At 61.3% G+C, this 18,413-nt stretch carries 23 protein-coding genes; 13 read left to right on the top strand and 10 right to left on the bottom strand.

Annotated features, from left to right (window positions below; all coding sequences use genetic code 11):
* The first annotated feature begins 30 nt into the window (after positions 1–30).
* Genes HTT03_RS08395 through HTT03_RS08370 form a run of 6 tightly spaced genes read left to right on the top strand, consistent with a single transcriptional unit; the run spans position 31 to position 4,288 of the window.
* Complete coding sequence (locus HTT03_RS08395) at positions 31–960, top strand: AEC family transporter (RefSeq protein ID WP_174859400.1); 930 nt, start codon at positions 31–33, stop codon at positions 958–960.
* A 29-nt stretch (positions 961–989) separates the two neighbouring features.
* The gene (gene fghA / locus HTT03_RS08390) at positions 990–1,823 is read left to right on the top strand and encodes an S-formylglutathione hydrolase (protein ID WP_174859399.1); all 834 of its coding nucleotides are present in this window, start codon (positions 990–992) and stop codon (positions 1,821–1,823) included.
* A gap of 3 nt (positions 1,824–1,826) precedes the next feature.
* Positions 1,827–2,279, top strand: a complete 453-nt coding sequence (locus HTT03_RS08385) for a YaiI/YqxD family protein (protein ID WP_174859398.1) — start codon at positions 1,827–1,829, stop codon at positions 2,277–2,279.
* 27 nt (positions 2,280–2,306) lie between these two features.
* On the top strand, positions 2,307–2,927 hold the full coding sequence (locus HTT03_RS08380) for an HAD family hydrolase (protein WP_174859397.1): 621 nt from the start codon (positions 2,307–2,309) through the stop codon (positions 2,925–2,927).
* Positions 2,924–3,841, top strand: a complete 918-nt coding sequence (locus HTT03_RS08375) for an ornithine cyclodeaminase family protein (protein WP_174859396.1) — start codon at positions 2,924–2,926, stop codon at positions 3,839–3,841. Before HTT03_RS08380 ends, HTT03_RS08375 begins: the two co-directional genes overlap by 4 nt.
* 15 nt (positions 3,842–3,856) lie before the next feature.
* Positions 3,857–4,288: an Lrp/AsnC family transcriptional regulator gene (locus HTT03_RS08370; protein ID WP_174859395.1), complete on the top strand. Its 432-nt coding sequence runs from the start codon at positions 3,857–3,859 to the stop codon at positions 4,286–4,288.
* A 3-nt stretch (positions 4,289–4,291) separates the two neighbouring features.
* Here HTT03_RS08370 and HTT03_RS08365 read toward each other — a convergent pair whose 3' ends face one another.
* From HTT03_RS08365 to HTT03_RS08350, 4 genes are read right to left on the bottom strand one after another with little or no spacing between them, the layout of a single operon-like run.
* Positions 4,292–5,245 (bottom strand): OmpA family protein, encoded by a 954-nt coding sequence (locus HTT03_RS08365; RefSeq protein ID WP_174859394.1) that lies wholly within the window; start codon positions 5,243–5,245, stop codon positions 4,292–4,294.
* Complete coding sequence (locus HTT03_RS08360; RefSeq protein ID WP_174859393.1) at positions 5,242–5,811, bottom strand: peroxidase-related enzyme; 570 nt, start codon at positions 5,809–5,811, stop codon at positions 5,242–5,244. Before HTT03_RS08360 ends, HTT03_RS08365 begins: the two co-directional genes overlap by 4 nt.
* 11 nt (positions 5,812–5,822) lie before the next feature.
* On the bottom strand, positions 5,823–6,539 hold the full coding sequence (locus HTT03_RS08355) for a GNAT family N-acetyltransferase (protein ID WP_174859392.1): 717 nt from the start codon (positions 6,537–6,539) through the stop codon (positions 5,823–5,825).
* The gene (locus HTT03_RS08350) at positions 6,536–7,255 is read right to left on the bottom strand and encodes a competence/damage-inducible protein A (RefSeq protein WP_174859391.1); all 720 of its coding nucleotides are present in this window, start codon (positions 7,253–7,255) and stop codon (positions 6,536–6,538) included. The genes HTT03_RS08355 and HTT03_RS08350 overlap by 4 nt, the downstream gene beginning before the upstream one ends.
* Before the next feature lie 47 nt (positions 7,256–7,302).
* Between HTT03_RS08350 and sfsA the strand changes: the two genes are divergently transcribed.
* The gene (sfsA, locus tag HTT03_RS08345) at positions 7,303–8,010 is read left to right on the top strand and encodes a DNA/RNA nuclease SfsA (RefSeq protein ID WP_174859390.1); all 708 of its coding nucleotides are present in this window, start codon (positions 7,303–7,305) and stop codon (positions 8,008–8,010) included.
* A 50-nt stretch (positions 8,011–8,060) separates the two neighbouring features.
* Complete coding sequence (gene map / locus HTT03_RS08340; protein WP_174859389.1) at positions 8,061–8,891, top strand: type I methionyl aminopeptidase; 831 nt, start codon at positions 8,061–8,063, stop codon at positions 8,889–8,891.
* Between the two features lie 360 nt (positions 8,892–9,251).
* Here the strand turns inward: map and leuB are convergent, their stop codons facing one another.
* The 4 genes from leuB to leuD form a co-directional block, all read right to left on the bottom strand.
* On the bottom strand, positions 9,252–10,358 hold the full coding sequence (gene leuB, locus HTT03_RS08335; protein ID WP_174859388.1) for a 3-isopropylmalate dehydrogenase: 1,107 nt from the start codon (positions 10,356–10,358) through the stop codon (positions 9,252–9,254).
* Positions 10,359–10,425: 67 nt separating this feature from the next.
* Positions 10,426–11,400, bottom strand: a complete 975-nt coding sequence (locus tag HTT03_RS08330) for an endonuclease/exonuclease/phosphatase family protein (protein ID WP_246253404.1) — start codon at positions 11,398–11,400, stop codon at positions 10,426–10,428.
* Positions 11,401–11,423: 23 nt separating this feature from the next.
* Positions 11,424–12,254, bottom strand: coding sequence for a hypothetical protein (locus tag HTT03_RS08325; protein WP_343035749.1), 831 nt, complete (start codon positions 12,252–12,254; stop codon positions 11,424–11,426).
* Positions 12,255–12,530: 276 nt separating this feature from the next.
* A complete protein-coding gene (gene leuD / locus HTT03_RS08320; protein WP_174859386.1) occupies positions 12,531–13,136 on the bottom strand; it encodes a 3-isopropylmalate dehydratase small subunit in 606 nt (201 codons plus the stop codon).
* 78 nt (positions 13,137–13,214) lie between these two features.
* On the opposite strand from leuD, the gene HTT03_RS08315 reads away from it, so the two are divergent.
* Positions 13,215–13,430: a hypervirulence associated TUDOR domain-containing protein gene (locus HTT03_RS08315; RefSeq protein ID WP_174859385.1), complete on the top strand. Its 216-nt coding sequence runs from the start codon at positions 13,215–13,217 to the stop codon at positions 13,428–13,430.
* 38 nt (positions 13,431–13,468) lie between these two features.
* Here the strand turns inward: HTT03_RS08315 and leuC are convergent, their stop codons facing one another.
* Complete coding sequence (leuC, locus tag HTT03_RS08310; RefSeq protein ID WP_174859384.1) at positions 13,469–14,875, bottom strand: 3-isopropylmalate dehydratase large subunit; 1,407 nt, start codon at positions 14,873–14,875, stop codon at positions 13,469–13,471.
* Positions 14,876–15,151: 276 nt separating this feature from the next.
* Here leuC and HTT03_RS08305 point away from each other — a divergent pair, with 276 nt between their 5' ends.
* The 4 genes from HTT03_RS08305 to HTT03_RS08290 all read left to right on the top strand — a co-directional run bounded on the left by HTT03_RS08305 (position 15,152) and on the right by HTT03_RS08290 (position 18,034).
* Positions 15,152–16,507, top strand: coding sequence for a mechanosensitive ion channel family protein (locus tag HTT03_RS08305; protein ID WP_174859383.1), 1,356 nt, complete (start codon positions 15,152–15,154; stop codon positions 16,505–16,507).
* Between the two features lie 184 nt (positions 16,508–16,691).
* Entirely contained in the window at positions 16,692–17,063 is a 372-nt protein-coding gene (gene rsfS, locus HTT03_RS08300; protein WP_174859382.1) for a ribosome silencing factor, read from the top strand.
* 23 nt (positions 17,064–17,086) lie between these two features.
* Positions 17,087–17,557 (top strand): 23S rRNA (pseudouridine(1915)-N(3))-methyltransferase RlmH, encoded by a 471-nt coding sequence (rlmH, locus tag HTT03_RS08295; protein ID WP_174859381.1) that lies wholly within the window; start codon positions 17,087–17,089, stop codon positions 17,555–17,557.
* 81 nt (positions 17,558–17,638) lie between these two features.
* Positions 17,639–18,034, top strand: coding sequence for a VOC family protein (locus HTT03_RS08290; protein ID WP_174859380.1), 396 nt, complete (start codon positions 17,639–17,641; stop codon positions 18,032–18,034).
* Here HTT03_RS08290 and HTT03_RS08285 read toward each other — a convergent pair.
* The gene (locus HTT03_RS08285) at positions 18,031–18,387 is read right to left on the bottom strand and encodes a hypothetical protein (RefSeq protein ID WP_174859379.1); all 357 of its coding nucleotides are present in this window, start codon (positions 18,385–18,387) and stop codon (positions 18,031–18,033) included. The two genes, HTT03_RS08290 and HTT03_RS08285, sit on opposite strands and share 4 nt — an antisense overlap.
* Positions 18,388–18,413 lie beyond the last annotated feature (26 nt).

The raw sequence follows: 18,413 nt of genomic DNA, 5'->3' as shown, positions 1-18,413 counted from the left end.
CCCAAGTGCGGGTTGGCTACTGCTTGACCCATGGTCGCGATCTTCTTGAAAACCCTGCCGTTCTTTGCGCTGATCGGCCTTGGCTACTGGGCCGGGCGCACGCGGTTCTTCTCAGCCGAAGCGACGGCCTATCTTACCAAATTCGTCTTCTACTTTGCGCTTTCAGCAATGCTGTTTCGCTTTTCGGCCAACCTGTCGCTGGCCGAAGTCTGGGACAGCCGCCTTGTCGCCGCCTACCTTTGGGGGACGGCCTTTGTCTATGCCATCGCGAGCCTCGTCGGCTTCCTGCGCGGGCTCGACGTGGCGACCAACGGGATCGAGGCGCAATGCGCGGTGATCGGCAATACCGGCTTTCTCGGCGTGCCCATGCTGACACTGCTTCTAGGGCCAGAGGCGATCGGCCCAGTGTTGCTGGCGCTCTCCATCGACATGATCATCTTTTCCAGCCTGATCGTGATCCTGATCGTCGGATCGCGTGAAGGCCAGTTGCGGCTTGCGACCCTCAAGATTGTCGGACTTGGCCTGCTGAAAAACCCGATGATCGTGGCCATCACGCTTGGGTTCCTTTGGTCCGGCTTCAGCATCCCGATCCCCGTGCCGCTGAACGAATTTCTTGCCATCCTCGGCGGCGCCGCAACCCCGGGTGCGCTCTTTGCCATTGGTGCCTCGCTTGCCTCCAAATCCGCCGAGCGGATCGAGATCGCGGGCTGGCTGACCTTTTGCAAACTGGTGCTGCATCCGCTGTTTGTGGCCCTTGCCGCGCTGCTGCTCTTTGGTGTTGATCCCTACAAGGCCGGGGTCATCATCGCGACAGCCTCGCTGCCTGTGGCGGGCAACGTCTATATGCTCGCGCAGCATTATGGCGTCGCTCCTCAGCGCGTTTCCGCTGCCATCCTTGTTTCCACCACGGTCAGTATCGTTACCGTCAGCCTTGTCGTAGGCTGGGTGTCGGCCCTGTGACTTCAACCCATTTCGAAAGGAACGCCGCCATGAAAACCATCTCAGAAAACGCCTGTTTCGGTGGCACGCAGGGGGTCTATTCCCATGCGTCCGACGCCTGCGGGTGCGACATGACCTTTGGCCTCTTCCTGCCCGCCGAGGCTCAGGACGGCCCGGTGCCGGTGCTGTGGTATCTTTCGGGCCTGACCTGCACGCATGAGAACGCGATGACAAAGGCGGGCGCACAGCTTTGGGCCGCCGAACATGGCATCGCGGTGGTCTTTCCCGACACCTCCCCGCGGGGTGACGATGTGGCGGATGATGACGCCTATGATCTGGGCAAAGGCGCGGGCTTTTACGTGAACGCGACCCAAGACCCTTGGGCCAAACACTACCAAATGTGGGACTATCTCGCCGATGAACTGCCCAGCCTGCTGGCTGAAAACTTCGCCATTGATATGGAGCGCCAAGGCATCACCGGCCACTCCATGGGCGGCCACGGCGCGCTAACGCTGGCGATGAACCTGCCGGGGCGGTTCCTATCGGTCTCGGCCTTTGCGCCGATCACCAACCCCACGCAGAGCGACTGGGGCAAGAAGCAACTGAGCGCCTATCTAGGCACAGATGAAACCACATGGGCCAAGCATGACAGCACCCTGCTGATGCGCGAAAAGGGTTTCGATGGTCCGATCCTGATTGACCAAGGCAGCAGCGACCAGTTCCTTGATCTGCTGAAACCCGAAGCGCTGGCCGAGGCGATGACCGCCAAACGCCAGCAAGGCACCTTCCGCATGCAGCCGGGCTATGACCACAGCTATTTCTTCGTGGCGAGCTTCATGGAAGACCACGTGGCCTTCCACGCCGATGCGCTCTATGCCGGATAAGCCATGACAGCGCTTTATATTGACGCCGACGCCTGCCCGGTCAAAGCCGAGGCCGAGCGGGTGGCGACGCGCCACAAGGTCAAAATGTACCTCGTCTCCAACGGCGGTTTGCGCATGTCGCAAAATCCGCTGGTGGAGGTGGTGATCGTGCCGGACGGGCCGGACATCGCTGACATGTGGATCGCCGACCGCTGTGGCAAGGGCGACGTGGTGGTGACGGGGGATATCCCGCTCGCCGCCAAATGCGTCGAGGCAGGCGCAAGGGTGCTGAAACACAATGGCGAGGCGCTGACACAGGCCAATATCGGCAACGTATTGGCGACCCGCGACCTGATGACCGACCTGCGCGCCGCCGACCCCTTTCGCCAAGGCGGCGGCAAAGGGTTTACAAAGGCCGACCGCTCGCGCTTTCTCGAAGCATTAGAGCGGGAATTACGTGCCGCAGCGCGGGCTTAGCGCCGCAGAATTAGAAGGACGAGCAGGATGAAACCGCAAGCCGTGGTGTTCGACATCGGCAATGTGCTGATCGAATGGCAACCGGAACGCTTTTACGACAGCGTCATCGGCGCGGACCGCCGCCGCGCCATGTTCGATGCCGTCGATTTGCATGGCATGAATGACCGCGTCGACAGCGGCGAAAACTTCCGCGACACGATCTATGCCACCGCCGACGAATACGCCGACTGGCGCGATGAAATTCGCCTTTGGCACGACCGCTGGATCGAAATGGCCGCCCCGGTGATCGACCATTCCTTGCGGCTGATGAAGGCGCTGCAGGCGCGCGGCGTGCCGGTCTTCTCGCTCACCAATTTCGGCATTCAGAGCTATGACCACGCGGCGACGCACTACCCCTTCCTGCGGCAGTTCGACCGCGATTTTATCTCAGGTCACCTCGGCATGATCAAACCTGCCCCCGCCATCTACGAGGCGGTAGAGCAAGGCAGCGGCCTGCCTGCGCAAGCGTTGCTCTTTACCGATGACCGCGCCGACAACATCGCCGCCGCTGCTGCACGCGGCTGGCAGACACATCACTTCACCGGGCCGCAGGGCTGGGCAGACCGTCTCGTCGCCGCCGGGTTGCTAAGCCGGGAGGAAGCCGCATGACCGTTATCCCCAATATCTCTTTCGACGAGGGCGAAGCGCTGCTGGACTGGATCGCGCTTACCGAGGCGCTGGCGGCAGGTCACGACCTCCCCAAGGCCGAGATCGGCGACACCTTCCTCTATCGCGGCAAGGACACGCTCCTGAGCCGCGCCGCGTGGATCGACGGGCTGGGCATCGCGGTGAAATCCGCCACGATCTTTCCCGGCAATCCGGACCGCGAGGTGCCGATGGTCAACGGCGGCGTGTCGCTCTTTGACGATGAGACCGGCACGCTGGCGGCCATTGTCGACTTCCACCTCGTCACCAAATGGAAAACCGCCGGAGACAGCCTGCTCGCTGCCCGCCGGCTGGCGCGGCCCGAGAGCGAGAACATCCTGATCGTCGGCGCAGGTACCCAAGGGCGGGCATTGCATGCCGCCTATTCTGCCGCATTCCCAAAGGCGCGTTTCACCGTCTGGAACCGCACTGCAAAGAACGCCGAGGCGATGGCGGCTGAACTCAAGATCAATGTGGCGACCGATCTTGAACAGGCCGTGCGTGCCGCCGATATCGTTACCTCCGCCACCATGTCGACCGACCCGCTGATCGAGGGTGCGTGGCTGCAACCCGGCCAGCATATCGACCTTATCGGCGCCTACCGCCCCGACATGCGCGAAGTTGACGACGCGGCGATGCAGCGGTCTCGGGTCTTTGTGGACAGTTTCGACACCACCATCGGTCACATCGGTGAAATCAACATCCCGCTTGACGCAGGCACGATCGCGCGCGAGCACCTGATTGCGGATTATTACGACCTGCCGCGCTTCACCCGCCAGAGCGACGACGAAATCACCCTGTTCAAGAATGGTGGCGGCGCGCATCTGGACCTGATGACCGCGCGGCACATCCTTGAGCGTTGGCGGGCGCGGGCGTAAGCGAAGGGTCACCAAATGGATGAGATCGACCACAAGATCATCGCAGAACTGCGCCGCGACGCGCGGATGTCCTATTCCGCCCTTGCCGCGACCACCGGCCTGTCGCGGGTCACAGTGCGGGCGCGGGTTGAGCGGCTGGTGTCATCGGGCGCGATCTTGGGCTTCACGCTGATCCTTAAAGAGGACATGCAGCACAGCCCGATCCGGGGCCATACCTTGCTTGCAATCGAAGGGGCAGGCACCGACCGGATCAAACGCCTGCTGGCCGGGATGCCCGCTGTGCAGGCAATACACGCGACCAATGGCAAATGGGATCTGATCGTTGAGACAGGCACCGAAACAGTCGAGGAACTTGACCGTGTGCTGGGCAATATCCGCCGTATTCAGGGGGTGACATCAAGCGAGACGAACTTGCTGCTCGCCACGCAAATGACGGTCGCGAAATAGCGGTCACTCAGCCGAAAGCAGCACCACTTCGACACGACGGTTCTCTTCGCGGCCCGCTTTGGTCAGGTTGCTGGCGCGGGGCGCAAGATAGCCCGCGCCTTGCGCCTCGATCCGTCCGGCCGCGACGCCATGGGCGCCGATCAACCGCTGCCGGACCGCTTCGGCTCGCCTTCGCGAGAGGGCGATATTAGGCTCCAGCCCGCCCACCGCATCGGTATGCCCCACCAACGCAACCCGCAAACCGGGTTCGGCCCTTAGCAGCTCGGCCAATTGCTCCAGCTTATCGAAAGGGCCAGCGCCAAGGTCTGATGTTCCGGTTTCAAACTCCAATCGCTCCAGCACCAGTCGTCCGTCGCGTTTTAAAAGCGCGGCAAGGTCGCCCGTGTCGGGAGAGATCGGCGCCGCAGCGGTTGGCTCTGGCGTGATCTCGGTCAGGTCCGCCTCGGACGCCTCTGCGCTGCTGGCTTGGATGATCTGCACATAGGCCGAAGTTGCAGCGGTGCTGGCCAGGAGATTCACCACTTGGCTGGGCACCCCGCCCGCATCCCGACGCAGGGCGGTGACGACGTGGTAGGACCGCAGATTGACGTACATATTCGGCCCCGGCAGCACCTCAATGGCAAAGCGAAAGTCAAAGCCGCCACATTCCTTGGCTGCACAGTCGAGCGCGATTTCATAGCCTGCCTCGGTCAGCTGTCGTCGCAGGGGGCGCATCACTTGCAAAGCGGTCAGACCGGGCGTGTCGAGCCGCCATGCCGCGCGGCGCACATCGCCGTCAACAGTCACCCGCGCCACCTGCCCATCAGCAAAGACGCCCACGGGGGCGGCATAGCGATCTGGCGAAATATTGCGCTCTGCCGTCATCCGCGCGGTACTGGGCAGCGCAAGGTCTAGCGCCGCTGCCGGCACCGCAAGAACCAGCGCGAAGAGAGCCGCGCCAAGGCCCGCGCGGATCATCGTGCCTGCGCGTGGTAACCGTCGTTCGGACGCATATCGGTGCCGCTTGCCACACGGTTGGTCATGTTAAAGAAACCCGCCACGCTGGCGATGTCGAAGATGTCGCGGTCGGTGAAACCCACATCGCGCAGCGCCTGACGGTCGGCTTCCTCGACTTTGGCACTCGCCTCGGTCAGCTTGACCGCGAAATCCAGCATGGCGCGCTGTTTGGCACTGATCTTGGCCACGCGGTAGTTCATCACCAGCGCCTCGCCCAGTTGCGGATCGCCTGACATTTCACGTACCGCCGCCCCATGGGCCACAAGGCAGTAGTAGCATTTGTTGACCGAGGACACCGCCACCGCGATCATCTCACGCTCAAGTTTTGTCAATGCGCTGTCGCCGAGCATCAGGTCGTTATACATGCCGGTAAAGGCGTTCAGCTTGTCGATGTCAAAGGCATAGGCGCGCAGCACATTTGGCACCATGCCGAGCTTTTCCTGACAGACGTCAAAGTACTTTTGCGTCGCCTCAGGCAGCGGATCGACCATCGGCAGATCGAGGGCGGTGGGCATGTCATTGGCCATGGTCGTATCCTTCACTCTGTGCTTTGACGATAATGATAGCGCCCCACCGGGGCAAAGCCCAGCTTGGCATAGAGCGCCTGTGCGCGGGCATTGGCCTCGACACAGAGCACCGACAGTTGGCTCGCCCCCTGTGCCTGTCCCCAGTGCGCCGCGGCACGCATGATCCATGTAGCAACGCCTTGGCGCTGCTGGTGGGGCAAGACCTCAACCGCATGGACCATGCAGATGTCGCCATGCACCCCGGCAAAGGCAACGCCAGCGGGTTTCTCGTTCCACCGCGCAAGGAGGCCGGTCTTGGTCGCGGCGCGGTCCATGACGGCAAGCCGCGCAGGCCCGATACCGCCAGCCGCCCAGACTTCGGTCATGATCGCCAGTGGCTCCCAAATGCAAAAGGCGGTGACCGGAGGGATCGGCACATCGGTCAGGTTGCGCAGCGGCATGTTGAGAATGGTGGTCGGGTCCAACGTTTCATAACCGCGCGCGGCCAGCAAAGCGTCAACCGCGTCGTCCCCTTCGCGGAGCATGAAAAGCGGGCGCTGACCCATCTCGCGCATGGCGGTTTCGGCTTGGGGAATGTCATCCTCCGTCACCGACGCCCGCGCTGTCGCGGCTGAAACGCGCTTGCCCCCGCCCTGCCCGTCGCGCAGGGTCCATGGCCCCAGATCAAACCGCCGTGCCGCAGGCCATGTCGCCTCCCCCGCATCATAGAACGGCTGCGCGTTGCTCATGCGAAGGCAGCCTTGAGCTTGTCCATCGCGGCCTCAACCATCCCCGGATCGCTGCCCCGGATCACCACATGGGCGCCATAGATGCCGTCTTTCTGGAATGGATAGCTGCCCATCGACAAACGCGGATATTCCTGCGCCAAAGCCCCCAGCGGCCCGGCGATATCACCCTCGCCCCGGTCAATACGCAGAGTCTGGCTGGTCAAGGGACGCCCCCCGGTGAGGCCCGGCAAGACGCTGGCAACCATCGCTTCGAATACCACAGGCACCCCGGCCATGACATGCACGTTTTCGACGACAAATCCCGGCGCGGCAGAGATCGGGTTTTCAATCAGCGTCGCCCCCTCAGGGATACGCGCCATGCGCAGGCGGGCGTCGTTCAGCTCGGTCCCCGCACGCGCGTAATGTTCGGCCAAAATCTGGCGGGCATCATCGCGTACGTCGATCTCGCGGTTAAAGGCGGCAGCGACGCAATCGGCGGTGATGTCGTCGTGGGTCGGACCAATGCCGCCTGAGGTAAAGACATGGGTATAGGCGACTGAGAGCGCCTGCACAGCCGCGATGATCGCCCCGTGATCGTCTGAGACGACGCGGACCTCTTTCAGATCAATACCCACATCTGTCAGCGCCCCGGCGAGGTGATGCATATTGCTGTCGCGTGTGCGGCCGGACAAGATTTCGTCGCCAATGACAATCATCGCAGCGGTGGGGTTGGGCATGGGGCAGCTCCTTGAGGATGGCTCAACTTCGGTATAGGCCGCGCCCCATGCGCTTTCAAACCCAACTTGTCCCCGCCCGGCTGATCCGCCGTTACAAACGCTTTCTGGCCGATTGCGTTCTGGAAGATACCGGCGAAGAGGTGATTGCCCATTGCGCCAATCCCGGCTCGATGATGGGGCTGGTGGAACCGGGCAGCCGGATCTGGCTGGAGCCGAACGACGATCCGAAGAAAAAGCTGAACTACGGCTGGCGGCTGGTCGATCATGAGAACGGTCATTTCACCGGCGTCGATACCGCCCTGCCCAACCGCGCGATGAAGGCCGCGCTGGTCGCGCGGGAAGTGGCACCACTGGCGGCCTATACAGAGGTGCGGCCAGAGGTGAAATACGGCGCGAACTCCCGCATTGATTTCCTGCTGCGCGGGGACGGCTTGCCTGATGCCTATGTGGAGGTGAAATCGGTCACCCTATCGCGCCGCGCCGGATTGGCTGAATTTCCCGATAGCGTGACCGCACGCGGGGCGAAACATCTGGGCGAATTGGCGAAGATCGCGCAGGCGGGACAGCGGGCCGTACTGCTCTACTTGGTGCAGCGCACCGACTGCGGGCGGATGCAACTGGCCGCAGATATAGACCCGACCTATGCCGCTGCCTTTGAGGCCGCCCGTGCGGCAGGGCTGGAAACCTATGCCATCGGCACCCATATCACTCCGCAGGCCGTGACATTGGCCGAACCACTTACCCTTCTGGGCTGAGCTGCACTGGCCCTCCCTCGAAAGCCACGCTAAACAGGAGCGAACACAAGATGGAGAGAGCGGTGAACAACGCACACCGAGGCCGCCAGACGCGCGACGGCATTCGCATTTACGAGCCTTCTGATCACGCTGGGATGCATGCGGCAGGCCGCTTGGCTGCCACGATCCTTGATGAGATCGCGGAGCATGTCTTTCCGGGGCAGACCACTGGCACGCTCGATAAGCTGATCGAAGAAAAGGTCAACGCCGCCGGTGCGAAATCCGCGACCATTGGGTACAAAGGCTATCAACACGCCAGCTGCATTTCGGTGAACCACGTGGTTTGCCACGGCATTCCGAGCGACAAGAAGCTGAAAGACGGTGACATCCTGAACATCGACGTGACCGTCATCGTCGACGGATGGTTTGGCGACACCAGCCGCATGTATGTCGCGGGCAAACTGTCGCGCAAGGCGGAGCGGTTGATCAATGTCACGCACGACAGCTTGATGCGTGGAATTGAGGCGGTGAAGCCGGGCAACACCTTTGGCGATATCGGCCATGCGATCCAGACCTTTGTCGAAAGCCACCGCATGTCCGTTGTGACCGATTTCTGTGGTCATGGCTTGGGACAGGTCTTTCACGCGCCGCCCAACGTGCTGCACTATGGCCGCCCCGGCACCGGGGCTGTGCTGGAGCCGGGCATGTTCTTTACCATTGAGCCGATGGTGAACCTTGGCCGCGCCGAGACCAAGACGCTGGCCGATGATTGGACCGCGGTGACGCGGGACAAGTCGCTCTCGGCTCAATTTGAGCACTCGGTGGGCGTGACGGAAGATGGGGTTGAGATTTTCACCCTGTCGCCCGGCGGGTTGTTTCATCCGACCTATCGTCAGGACTGACCCAAGCAGTTTGGGATTAACGCTGCGCGACGAGCGGTGGAGATCAGCGCAGCCCGATATTGCGGGGCGTAGCAAGGTGGCTGTAAGCGCCGTGGGCTTGTTGACGGGATGAAGAAGTGGCGCTGTCCGGCCGTTAATTGCAACCTTCTGAAGCGGTTACGGAAATATAACGGGTCGGCGTTTTCGCCGACCGACCTCATCATCATTTTCTTAGGATGAAGTCACGGCTGTCGGCCACTGTCGAGCAGCTCCGCAATCGTGGGTGGGGGCGCCGCCCCCATCGCGCAGAGCGCGATTCCCCCGCGGGTATTTTTCAAAGGATGAAGGTAGGGGGCGGGGTGTGAGCCCCGCCGTGGTGTTTTATAGGCTGGCGTCGAGGGCTTTGATGATGGCGTTGCCCATTCCCTCGGTCGTGATCGGGGTGCCGCCCTCGGGGCCCATGAGGTCGGGCGTGCGAGCGCCGTCGGCCAGTGCTTGTTCGACTGCTTTTTCCAGACGCGCGGCTTCTTCGCCTTGGTCGAAGGAGTAGCGCAGTGCCATGGCGAAGCTGAGGATACAGGCGATCGGGTTGGCTTTGCCTTGGCCCGCGATGTCGGGGGCGGAGCCGTGGACGGGTTCATAGAGCGCTTTGGGGCGGCCATCGGCATTGGGCGCGCCGAGGCTGGCCGAGGGCAGCATGCCGAGGCTGCCGGTGAGCATGGCGGCGCAGTCGCTGAGGATGTCGCCGAAGAGGTTGTCGGTGACGATGACGTCGAACTGTTTAGGGGCACGGACCAATTGCATGGCGCCATTGTCGGCGTACATGTGGCTGAGTTCGACATCGGGGTAGTCGGCGTCGCGGACCCGTTGGGTGACTTCGCGCCAGAGGATGCCGCTTTCCATCACATTGGCTTTTTCCATCGAGCAGACTTTGTTGCCGCGGCGACGGGCGAGTTCAAAAGCGGAGCGGGCGACGCGTTCGATCTCGCTTTCAGTATAGCGCTGCGTGTTGATGCCGACGCGTTCATTGCCTTCTTCGAAGATGCCGCGCGGTTCGCCGAAATAGACGCCGGAGGTCAGTTCGCGCACGATCATGATGTCGAGGCCCGCGACCACGTCTTTTTTGAGCGAGGAGAAATCCGCCAGCGCGTCAAAGCATTGTGCAGGGCGCAGGTTGGAGAAGAGGTCCATTTCCTTGCGCAGACGCAGGAGGCCGCGTTCGGGTTTTACGGAGAAGTCGAGGTCGTCGTATTTCGGGCCACCGACGGCACCAAGGAGCACCGCGTCGACTTCGAGCGCGCGGGCCATTGTGTCGTCATGCAGGGGGGTGCCGTGTTTGTCATAGGCCGCACCGCCGACCAGATCATGCTCAACGTCGAAGGCAAGATCGCGCTTTTCGCCGAACCAGTCGATGATGCGCGTGACCTGCGCCATGACCTCGGGGCCGATGCCGTCGCCGGGGAGGATGAGCAAGGATGGGTTGGCCATGGGAAACTCCTGAAAATACGGTTGCAAAGGGGGTAGCCTGCGGGTTCCGGAGGGTCAAGATAGGCGGCTATCGGCGGGTGAGATCAACCCAGATCAGCGCGTGGCGGCTGGTATTCTCGCCAGCAGGCCAGTGGAGGCCAGCATCGATGATCTGCCAGTCTTGTGACGGGAGGATGTAGTCGACGCGCATGGGGCCGGTGCTCTCCCATTTGACGGTGGGTGTGTCGGGCAGCGGATCTTGCAGTTTGGGGTCGGTCAGCAGGGATTGAAGCGCGTCTGCCCTGCCCTCGCTGCGGTCTATGTCGAGATTGGCATCGCCCAGCAGCACGAAGGGGCCATCAGGCGGGGTGCCGATGCGGCCCTCTAGGTGATGCAGCCAGAATGCTGTTTCATCGTGGTTGCGGCGGCCATTTCGGTCTTCGGGTCCGTCAAAGACCGGGGGTGTCGCGTGATAAGTGAGGAGGGTGACAGGGCCAAATCTGGGCGTTTGAACGAGCATTGACCAATGGCTGTTGGACGACAAACGCTGGGTGGCAAAGGCTTTGGCCCCAGCGAAGGGTTTGCCGTCGTTCATCGGGTATAGCGTGCCGGGCAGGTCTTTCCAAAGCAGGGTGCTGAAATCTTGTAGCTTGTCATGGGCGAAAGGATGGCGCGACAGGACCGCCATGGCGCCTTGGCCAAAGAATCGCCCATAGCCCTGAGCGTCCCCTGCCCTGCCCTGTTTTCCGTCACCATCAAGGTCGGCGCCGCTTTGCAAGCCTGCATTCGGGGGTGCTGCAAAACGGTGGGGATAGGAAAGACCTGCAACTGCCAACTGGTCGGCCAATGCGTTCAGGGCGCGGTTTTCAAGATCGTAGTCGACCCCTTGCAGAACGATGATGTCTGGCGCAACCGAGCGGATGGCTTTCACGACAGAACCTACGGCTGGGTCGTTGCCGCGCAGGATGTCGCGCAGGAGCAGCCCCGGCCCTTTGCGCGAGAGTTCGGTGTTGAAGGTAGCGATGCGCAGCGGTTCGGCCTGCGCCCAACCTGCGAGCAACAGCAGGACAGGCAGAAATGCGCGGATCAGGCGGCCTGCAAATGCGCGTCGGCATAGGCGCGACGGCGTTTGTCTTGGATCATCTCGGCCACCCGCCCCATGGCGATGCCCCGCATGATCATACTGGCAGGAAGAAAGGCCCATGCGCTTATTGTCCAGATCATGGTTTGCGAATTGCTCACTGAGATCGGCACTACCAGATCAGCGGCGGCCTTGACCACTGCGGGGATCAAAAACGGCAGGAGAAAGCCAAGCGCGATATTGATCCGCGCGTCACGTTGCAGGCGGTGTAGCACATCGCCCCCGGCGGTGGGATCAAAGAGCGGGAGGTTGACCCAGACGTTGAAGGCGCCCTGACGGGCAGGCCAGCCCATCACCCGCACCAACACTAGGAACGCGGCCAGAGCCACGAGCGAGACCAGATAGGCCAAGCCCGCCGAAGTGCGCACCAGATTGACCGTATCGCCGCTGGCATCTGCGGGCAGCATCAGCACCACCAGCCGCACCGGCGAATAGGGAAAATCGACCGCATTGCCTAGAATGGTGCCAAGCGAGGTCAGGCCGGTGGTCAGCATGGTCGGATAGGTCTGCCCACGCGCGATCAGCGATAGCACGAGAACGGTGAAGATCAGGCTCATGAAACGCAGCCGGTTGAACGGCGGCGCATCGCGGAACTCAACGATGCTGGGCAGACGGGAGTTATACTCAAGGAACGTCAGCATAGCGGCGACAAAGGCGACCAGAAGCGTGATCTGACTGGCTTCGGCATCAGAGCCGGGCAGCAAAAGCGCGGGTATGGCGATCAATAGCGCCACCAATAGGCCACGCGTTGCCGCGCCTGTCATACGTCCAATCACTATTCTGCCCTTCCAAACTGGCCAGCCGCGATTCGTTGCCGCGTGCTTATCCCAACTTGTTCTGCCCCGGCTGCGGAGCACGCCTCATTCTTGTCCAATTTTTGCCTTCTTTCCACTCATGCCTCAAGGCTTCGTGGAAAGAACAGCGCAGTTCTGGGGTATTTTGAGGGAATGGGTGGTGCGTTCTTGCATCAATTCCGTGGCGGATTGATGGCAGGCCGCAACATCTTGTGGGCGCAGGATATACGCCCACAAGTTGAGTTTAAATGCCGAGTGTTAAACCCACGGACGGCTTTGATTAAGCGAATCCTCATAGCTGTCGATCGCCGCGCCTTTCTCAAGCGTCAGACCAATGTCGTCCAGACCATTGAGCAGGCAGTGCTTTTTAAAGGCGTCGACTTCGAAGGAGAACTGCTCGCCATCCGATGTGGTGACAGTCTGCCCTTCGAGATCAATGGTCATCCGCGCGTTGGAGCCTTTTTCGGCGTCTTTCATCAGCACATCGACCTGCTCTTGTGGCAGCGCGATGGGCAAGATGCCGTTTTTGAAGCAGTTGTTGTAGAAAATATCGGCAAAGCTCGGCGCGATGACGCAGCGGATGCCGAAGTCTTTGATCGCCCAAGGCGCGTGTTCGCGCGAAGAGCCACAGCCGAAGTTGTCGCCCGCCACGAGAATCTGCGCGTCGCGGTATTGCGGTTTGTTCAGCACGAAATCGGGGATCTCATTGCCTTCACGGTCATAACGCATCTCGTCAAAGAGGTTGACCCCAAGGCCAGAGCGTTTGATCGTCTTGAGGAACACCTTGGGGATGATCATGTCGGTGTCGATGTTCACCAGCGGCATGGGGGCCGCGGTGCCGGTGATTTCTGTAAACTTTTCCATCGGGTTGTCCTTTGGTCTCGCCGGAACTTTGCCGTCCTGCGGCGCGTTTCTGGCTATTGGATATCAGGAGGGCATGGCATGTCGTACCAAACCGGCACGAAGGTGGAATGGGACTGGGGCAATGGCACGGGGACCGGCAAGATCGTCAAGAAATACACGCAGAAGATCACGCTGAAGCTGCAGGGCAGCGAGGTGACCCGCAACGCAAGCGATGACGAACCGGCCTATAAGATCGAGCAGGACGACGGCAGCGAAGTGCTGAAGTCCGGCAGCGAGCTGCGCAAGGCTGACTGAGCGCTGCGCAACACGGCTGGTATCCATGCCCCGCATGCTCACGCCAATTCGCGCACGTCGGTCAGATGGCCGGTCAGCGCAGCTGCGGCGGCCATGCTGGGCGACACAAGATGTGTGCGGCCTTTGTAGCCCTGACGCCCCTCGAAGTTGCGGTTTGATGTGGCCGCGCAGCGTTCGCCGGGGGCAAGCTGGTCGGGGTTCATCGCCAGACACATGGAGCAGCCCGCAAGACGCCATTCGAAACCGGCCTCTTTGAAGATATCCGCCAGCCCTTCTTCTTCGGCTTGAGCACGGACGAGACCCGAGCCCGGCACGACCATGGCGCGCAGACCGTCTTTAATCTTCTTGCCCTTGAGCACTTCGGCAGCGGCCCGCAGGTCTTCGATGCGGCCGTTGGTGCAAGAGCCGATGAAGACGGTGTCGATCTCGATATCGGTGAGTTTCTGGCCCGGTTTCAGGTCCATATACTCGAGCGCACGTTTCACCGCGTCGACCTTGCCGCCTTTGAAATCTTCCGGCGCGGGGACGACCGAAGTGATCGGCAGCACGTCTTCGGGCGAGGTGCCCCATGTGACGACCGGGGCGATGTCTTCGCCTTTCAGCGTCACGACCTTGTCCCAATGCGCGTCCTCATCAGAGAAGAGGGTTTTCCACCAGTCCATCGCCGCTTCCCATTGTGCACCTTTCGGAGCGTGCGGGCGGCCTTTGCAATACTCGAAGGTCTTTTCGTCAGGCGCGATCAGGCCCGCGCGTGCGCCGCCTTCAATCGCCATGTTGCAGACGGTCATGCGGCCTTCCATCGACAGGTCGCGGATCGCTTCGCCGCAATATTCGATGACATAGCCGGTGCCGCCCGCAGTGCCGGTGGCACCGATGACGGAAAGGGTGATGTCCTTGGCCGTGACACCGGGGCGCAGCTTGCCGGTGATCTCGACCTTCATGTTCTTGCCCTTGCGCTGGATCAGCGTCTGGGTGGCAAGGACGTGTTCAACCTCAGAGGTGCCGATCCCATGGGCCAGCGCTCCGAAAGCGCCGTGGGTCGCAGTGTGGCTGTCGCCGCAGACCACGGTCATGCCGGGCAGGGTCCAGCCCTGCTCGGGGCCGACGATATGGACGATGCCCTGACGAATGTCCGACACCGGGTAGTAATGCACGCCAAACTCGCGCGCGTTTTTGTCGAGCGCCGAGACCTGAATGCGGCTGTCCTCGGTCATCGCTTCAGGGTCTTCGCGGCCCTCGGTGGTGGGCACGTTGTGATCCGGCACGGCGATGGTCTTGTCCGGCGCGCGCACCGTGCGGCCCGACATGCGCAGCCCTTCAAAGGCCTGCGGGCTGGTTACTTCGTGGACCAGATGGCGGTCGATATAAAGCAGGCAGGTGCCGTCATCGGCTTCATGGACGACATGGGCGTCCCAGATTTTGTCATAGAGCGTCTTGGGGGACATGATGGTCCTCTCCCGTGGTTTGGAATGGCAAAGGGTGTGGCGGGTCGCGGGCTTACAGCCGTGCGAGAACGCTATGCGCCGCCCCGAAGAAGCGTTCGCGCAGACGCGCACGGTCGCAAAGATCAAACACCAGTATCATGGGCCAAGGGATACAGAGCCTTGGCCCATCTCGCAAGCTGTGATCGGGGGGCAAAGGCCGCTGCCAGCGATGCAGGGTGTTCTTGCCCCACGGCGGGGGCTGTGCCACGCTGATCATCCGCAGAACAAAGGCCGCGCATGATCCCAGAGAACCACCCCTTTGCGAACTTCCTCGTTTCGCTCAAAGCGCTGTTCGATGGGGTGCTGGGTTTTGGCGAGAGCATCCTCAGCCCCGGTTGGCGGCAAAACCAAATCCTGATCTTGCTGGTGCTGGTGGCACTGGCGTGGGTGCTGCACCGGGTCACGGGCAATATGCTGCAAAACTGGGTCCGCTCGCGCGAGGGCTGGTCGAAGTGGCAACTGCGCGTGGTGGTGCAGGTCCGGCGGCGGCTGGGGCTGATGTGGTTCGCGGTGCTGGCAGGACTGCTCTATCAAGTGATGCAGAACGTTACTTGGCCGTCGCGCTCCTACCTCATCGGCTTGGCGGCGACGCTAGCGACCATCTATGTCGGCATTGCCTTTGCCGCACGATTGGTGCGCAACCGCCTGCTGCGGCGCATGGTGACATGGGGTCTGTGGATCTACGCCACGCTCTATATGCTTAACGTCACCGATGAAGTGGCCGTGTTTCTGGACGGGCTGGCCCTACAGATTGGCGAATTCCGCGTCTCGGCGCTCGCGATCCTGACTGCGCTAGTGGTGGTTGGGGCGCTGCTAACCATGGCGCGGCTGATCTCCACCACCACCGCTGCGACGATCCGCAAGAACGAAGACATTAGCCCCTCTATGCAGGTGCTGGCCGTGAAAGGCGTGCAGATCCTGCTCTATGGGCTGGCCTTCTTTATCGGAGTGCGGGCGGTTGGAATCGACCTTACCGGCCTCGCGGTGCTGTCGGGCGCGATTGGTGTGGGCCTTGGCTTTGGCCTGCAAAAGGTCGTGTCGAACCTTGTCTCCGGCGTGATCATCCTGCTGGATAAGTCGATCAAGCCGGGGGATGTGATTTCTCTGGGCGAGACCTTTGGCTGGATTCAAACGCTCGGCGCGCGCTATGCGTCTGTCGTTACGCGGGACGGCAAGGAATACCTGATCCCGAACGAAGACCTCATAACCGGACAGGTGGTGAACTGGTCGCATTCGAATGACTTTGTGCGGCTCGATATCTTCTTTGGCACCGCCTATGCTGATGACCCGCATCTGGTGCGCAAATTAGCGGTGCAGGCGGCCAAAAGCGTCGATCGGGTGCTGAGCTACAAGGCGCCGGTCTGCCATATCGTCGGCTTTGGCGATTCGTCGGTGGATTATATCCTGCGCTTCTGGATCAAGGACCCGACCGGCGGGCTCACCAACATTCGCGGCAATGTCTATCTGGCTCTTTGGGATGCGTTTAAGGAAAACGGCATCTCCATCCCCTTCCCGCAGCGCGAGGTAAAAGTGCTTGAAGACAGCCAGCTGGCGCTCTCGCGCCGCCCAGCCCCGCGCGATCTGCCGGACTAAGCGGGGATTTGCGCCACGGTTAACGCTCCTGACACGCGATCCATTGAAAAATGCCCCTTGGGTCGCTAAATTAGGGCTGCTCGGCACCGGGGCAAGCGTTCAGCATTGATGGTGCATTACGAAGGAGGACAATGTCCTGTCTCTTAACGTTGACGCAGCGCAGGCTGCTGACCATGGGGCCGCAATGACAGCCGCCTCGCAAATCGCAACCAGCGACGACCTGCTGGCGCTTATCCTTTCCTCGCTGAATGACGACAAGGCCGAAGACATCGTGCAGATCGATCTGCGCGGCAAGACGGCCATCGGCGACTATATGGTGATCTGCTCGGGCCGCTCTTCGCGGCAAGTGTCTTCGATCTCGGAAAAGCTGGCGCAGGCCGTCAAAGACGCCACCGGACGTACGTCCAAGATGGAAGGCCGTGACACGGGCGACTGGGTCTTGATCGACACCGGTGATGTCGTCGTGCATGTGTTCCGCCCCGAAGTGCGTGAGTTCTACCAGCTCGAAAAGATGTGGCTGGGCGGCGAAGACGCGGCTTCGGTCATGCCGCACTGATCCCGCCCCTGCGGGATTAAGCCATGCGGGTACATATCTGCGCCATGGGCCGGCTTCGCGCCGGTCCCGAAAAATCTCTTGTCGATGACTATCTTACCCGGTTTGACCGGACCGGACGCGGTCTGGGCCTTGGGCCTGCGCGTGTGGTCGAGATGGAGGACAAGAAGGGCGGTGGCATGGCAGCCGAAGCCGTCTTGTTGCAACGCGCGATCCCGCAAGGCGCGGTGATCTGCGTGCTGGATGAACGCGGCAAGGTTGAAACCTCCCCCGCTTTCGCGGATCGGCTTGGCAACTGGCGCGATGCCGGGCGCGGCGATCTGGCATTCGTGATCGGTGGTGCAGATGGGATCGACCCAAGCCTGCGCGCACAGGCGGATCACGCGCTGTCCTTTGGCAAGATGGTATGGCCGCATATGTTGGTCCGGGTCATGCTGGCCGAACAACTCTACCGCGCCGCCGCGATCCTGTCAGGCGGGCCGTATCATCGGGTCTAGCCCACTTTAGCAAAAATGCCCCTATCGGGCCGCAGAATATGGTATTCTTCACTGATATCGCTTCAGGATAGGATACGTGTCATGCAGAAACCTTGCCCCGTCGTTCATTTTGAAATGCCCTATCACGATGCCTCTCGAGCTGCGGCGTTTTACGAAGCTGCCTTTGGTTGGCGCAGCAAGAAAATGGGTCCCGAGATGGGCGACTACGTCCTGATGGAAACCACAGAGACTGAAAACAGCAGGCCCACCACCGCGGGGGCAATCAATGGCGGTATGTTTCCTCTTAAAGCGGATCACCCCGCTCAGATGCCCCTTGTTGTCATCGCGGTTGAAGACATCGAAGCCGCGATGGAACGCGTCACTGAGGCTGGCGGGCGCGTTCATGGCAGCCCTGTTACGATACCCGATGTGGGCTATTACGTCGCTTTTCAGGATTGTGAAGGTAACAATGCCGCGATGTTGCAGCCGCAAACTTAGCGCAGCGGCACCATCTTAATATGCTCCGCCCAACCTTCGACATTGTCCCGTGCCTGAATGCCGACCTCGGTCACACCTTCTGGGATGCGCACGCCGGATAGCGAGCGGGTAAAGGGCTGCTCTTTGATATGCGGATGCGCCAGATTGCGTGTGCCAAGGGGTCGGCCGTCGGGGTCAACAACACGCCAGGCATCGGCGTAATGATCCCATCCTGTATCGTTATGACGGAGGGTGACGTCGAACCTCCACAACTCTCCGTGACGGGAAACCACCGCGTTTTGAATAACCGGGGGGTCGGCCAAAGCCGGTGCAGATAAGGCCAGAATGCTGGCGAAAAGACTGCGTTTAAACATTTAAATCCACTCACAATAACAGGCTG

Origin of the sequence: Sulfitobacter maritimus (assembly GCF_013346665.1) — a bacterium.
GTDB classification, from domain to species: domain Bacteria; phylum Pseudomonadota; class Alphaproteobacteria; order Rhodobacterales; family Rhodobacteraceae; genus Sulfitobacter; species Sulfitobacter maritimus.
This window is presented reverse-complemented; position numbering and strand designations above follow the sequence as displayed.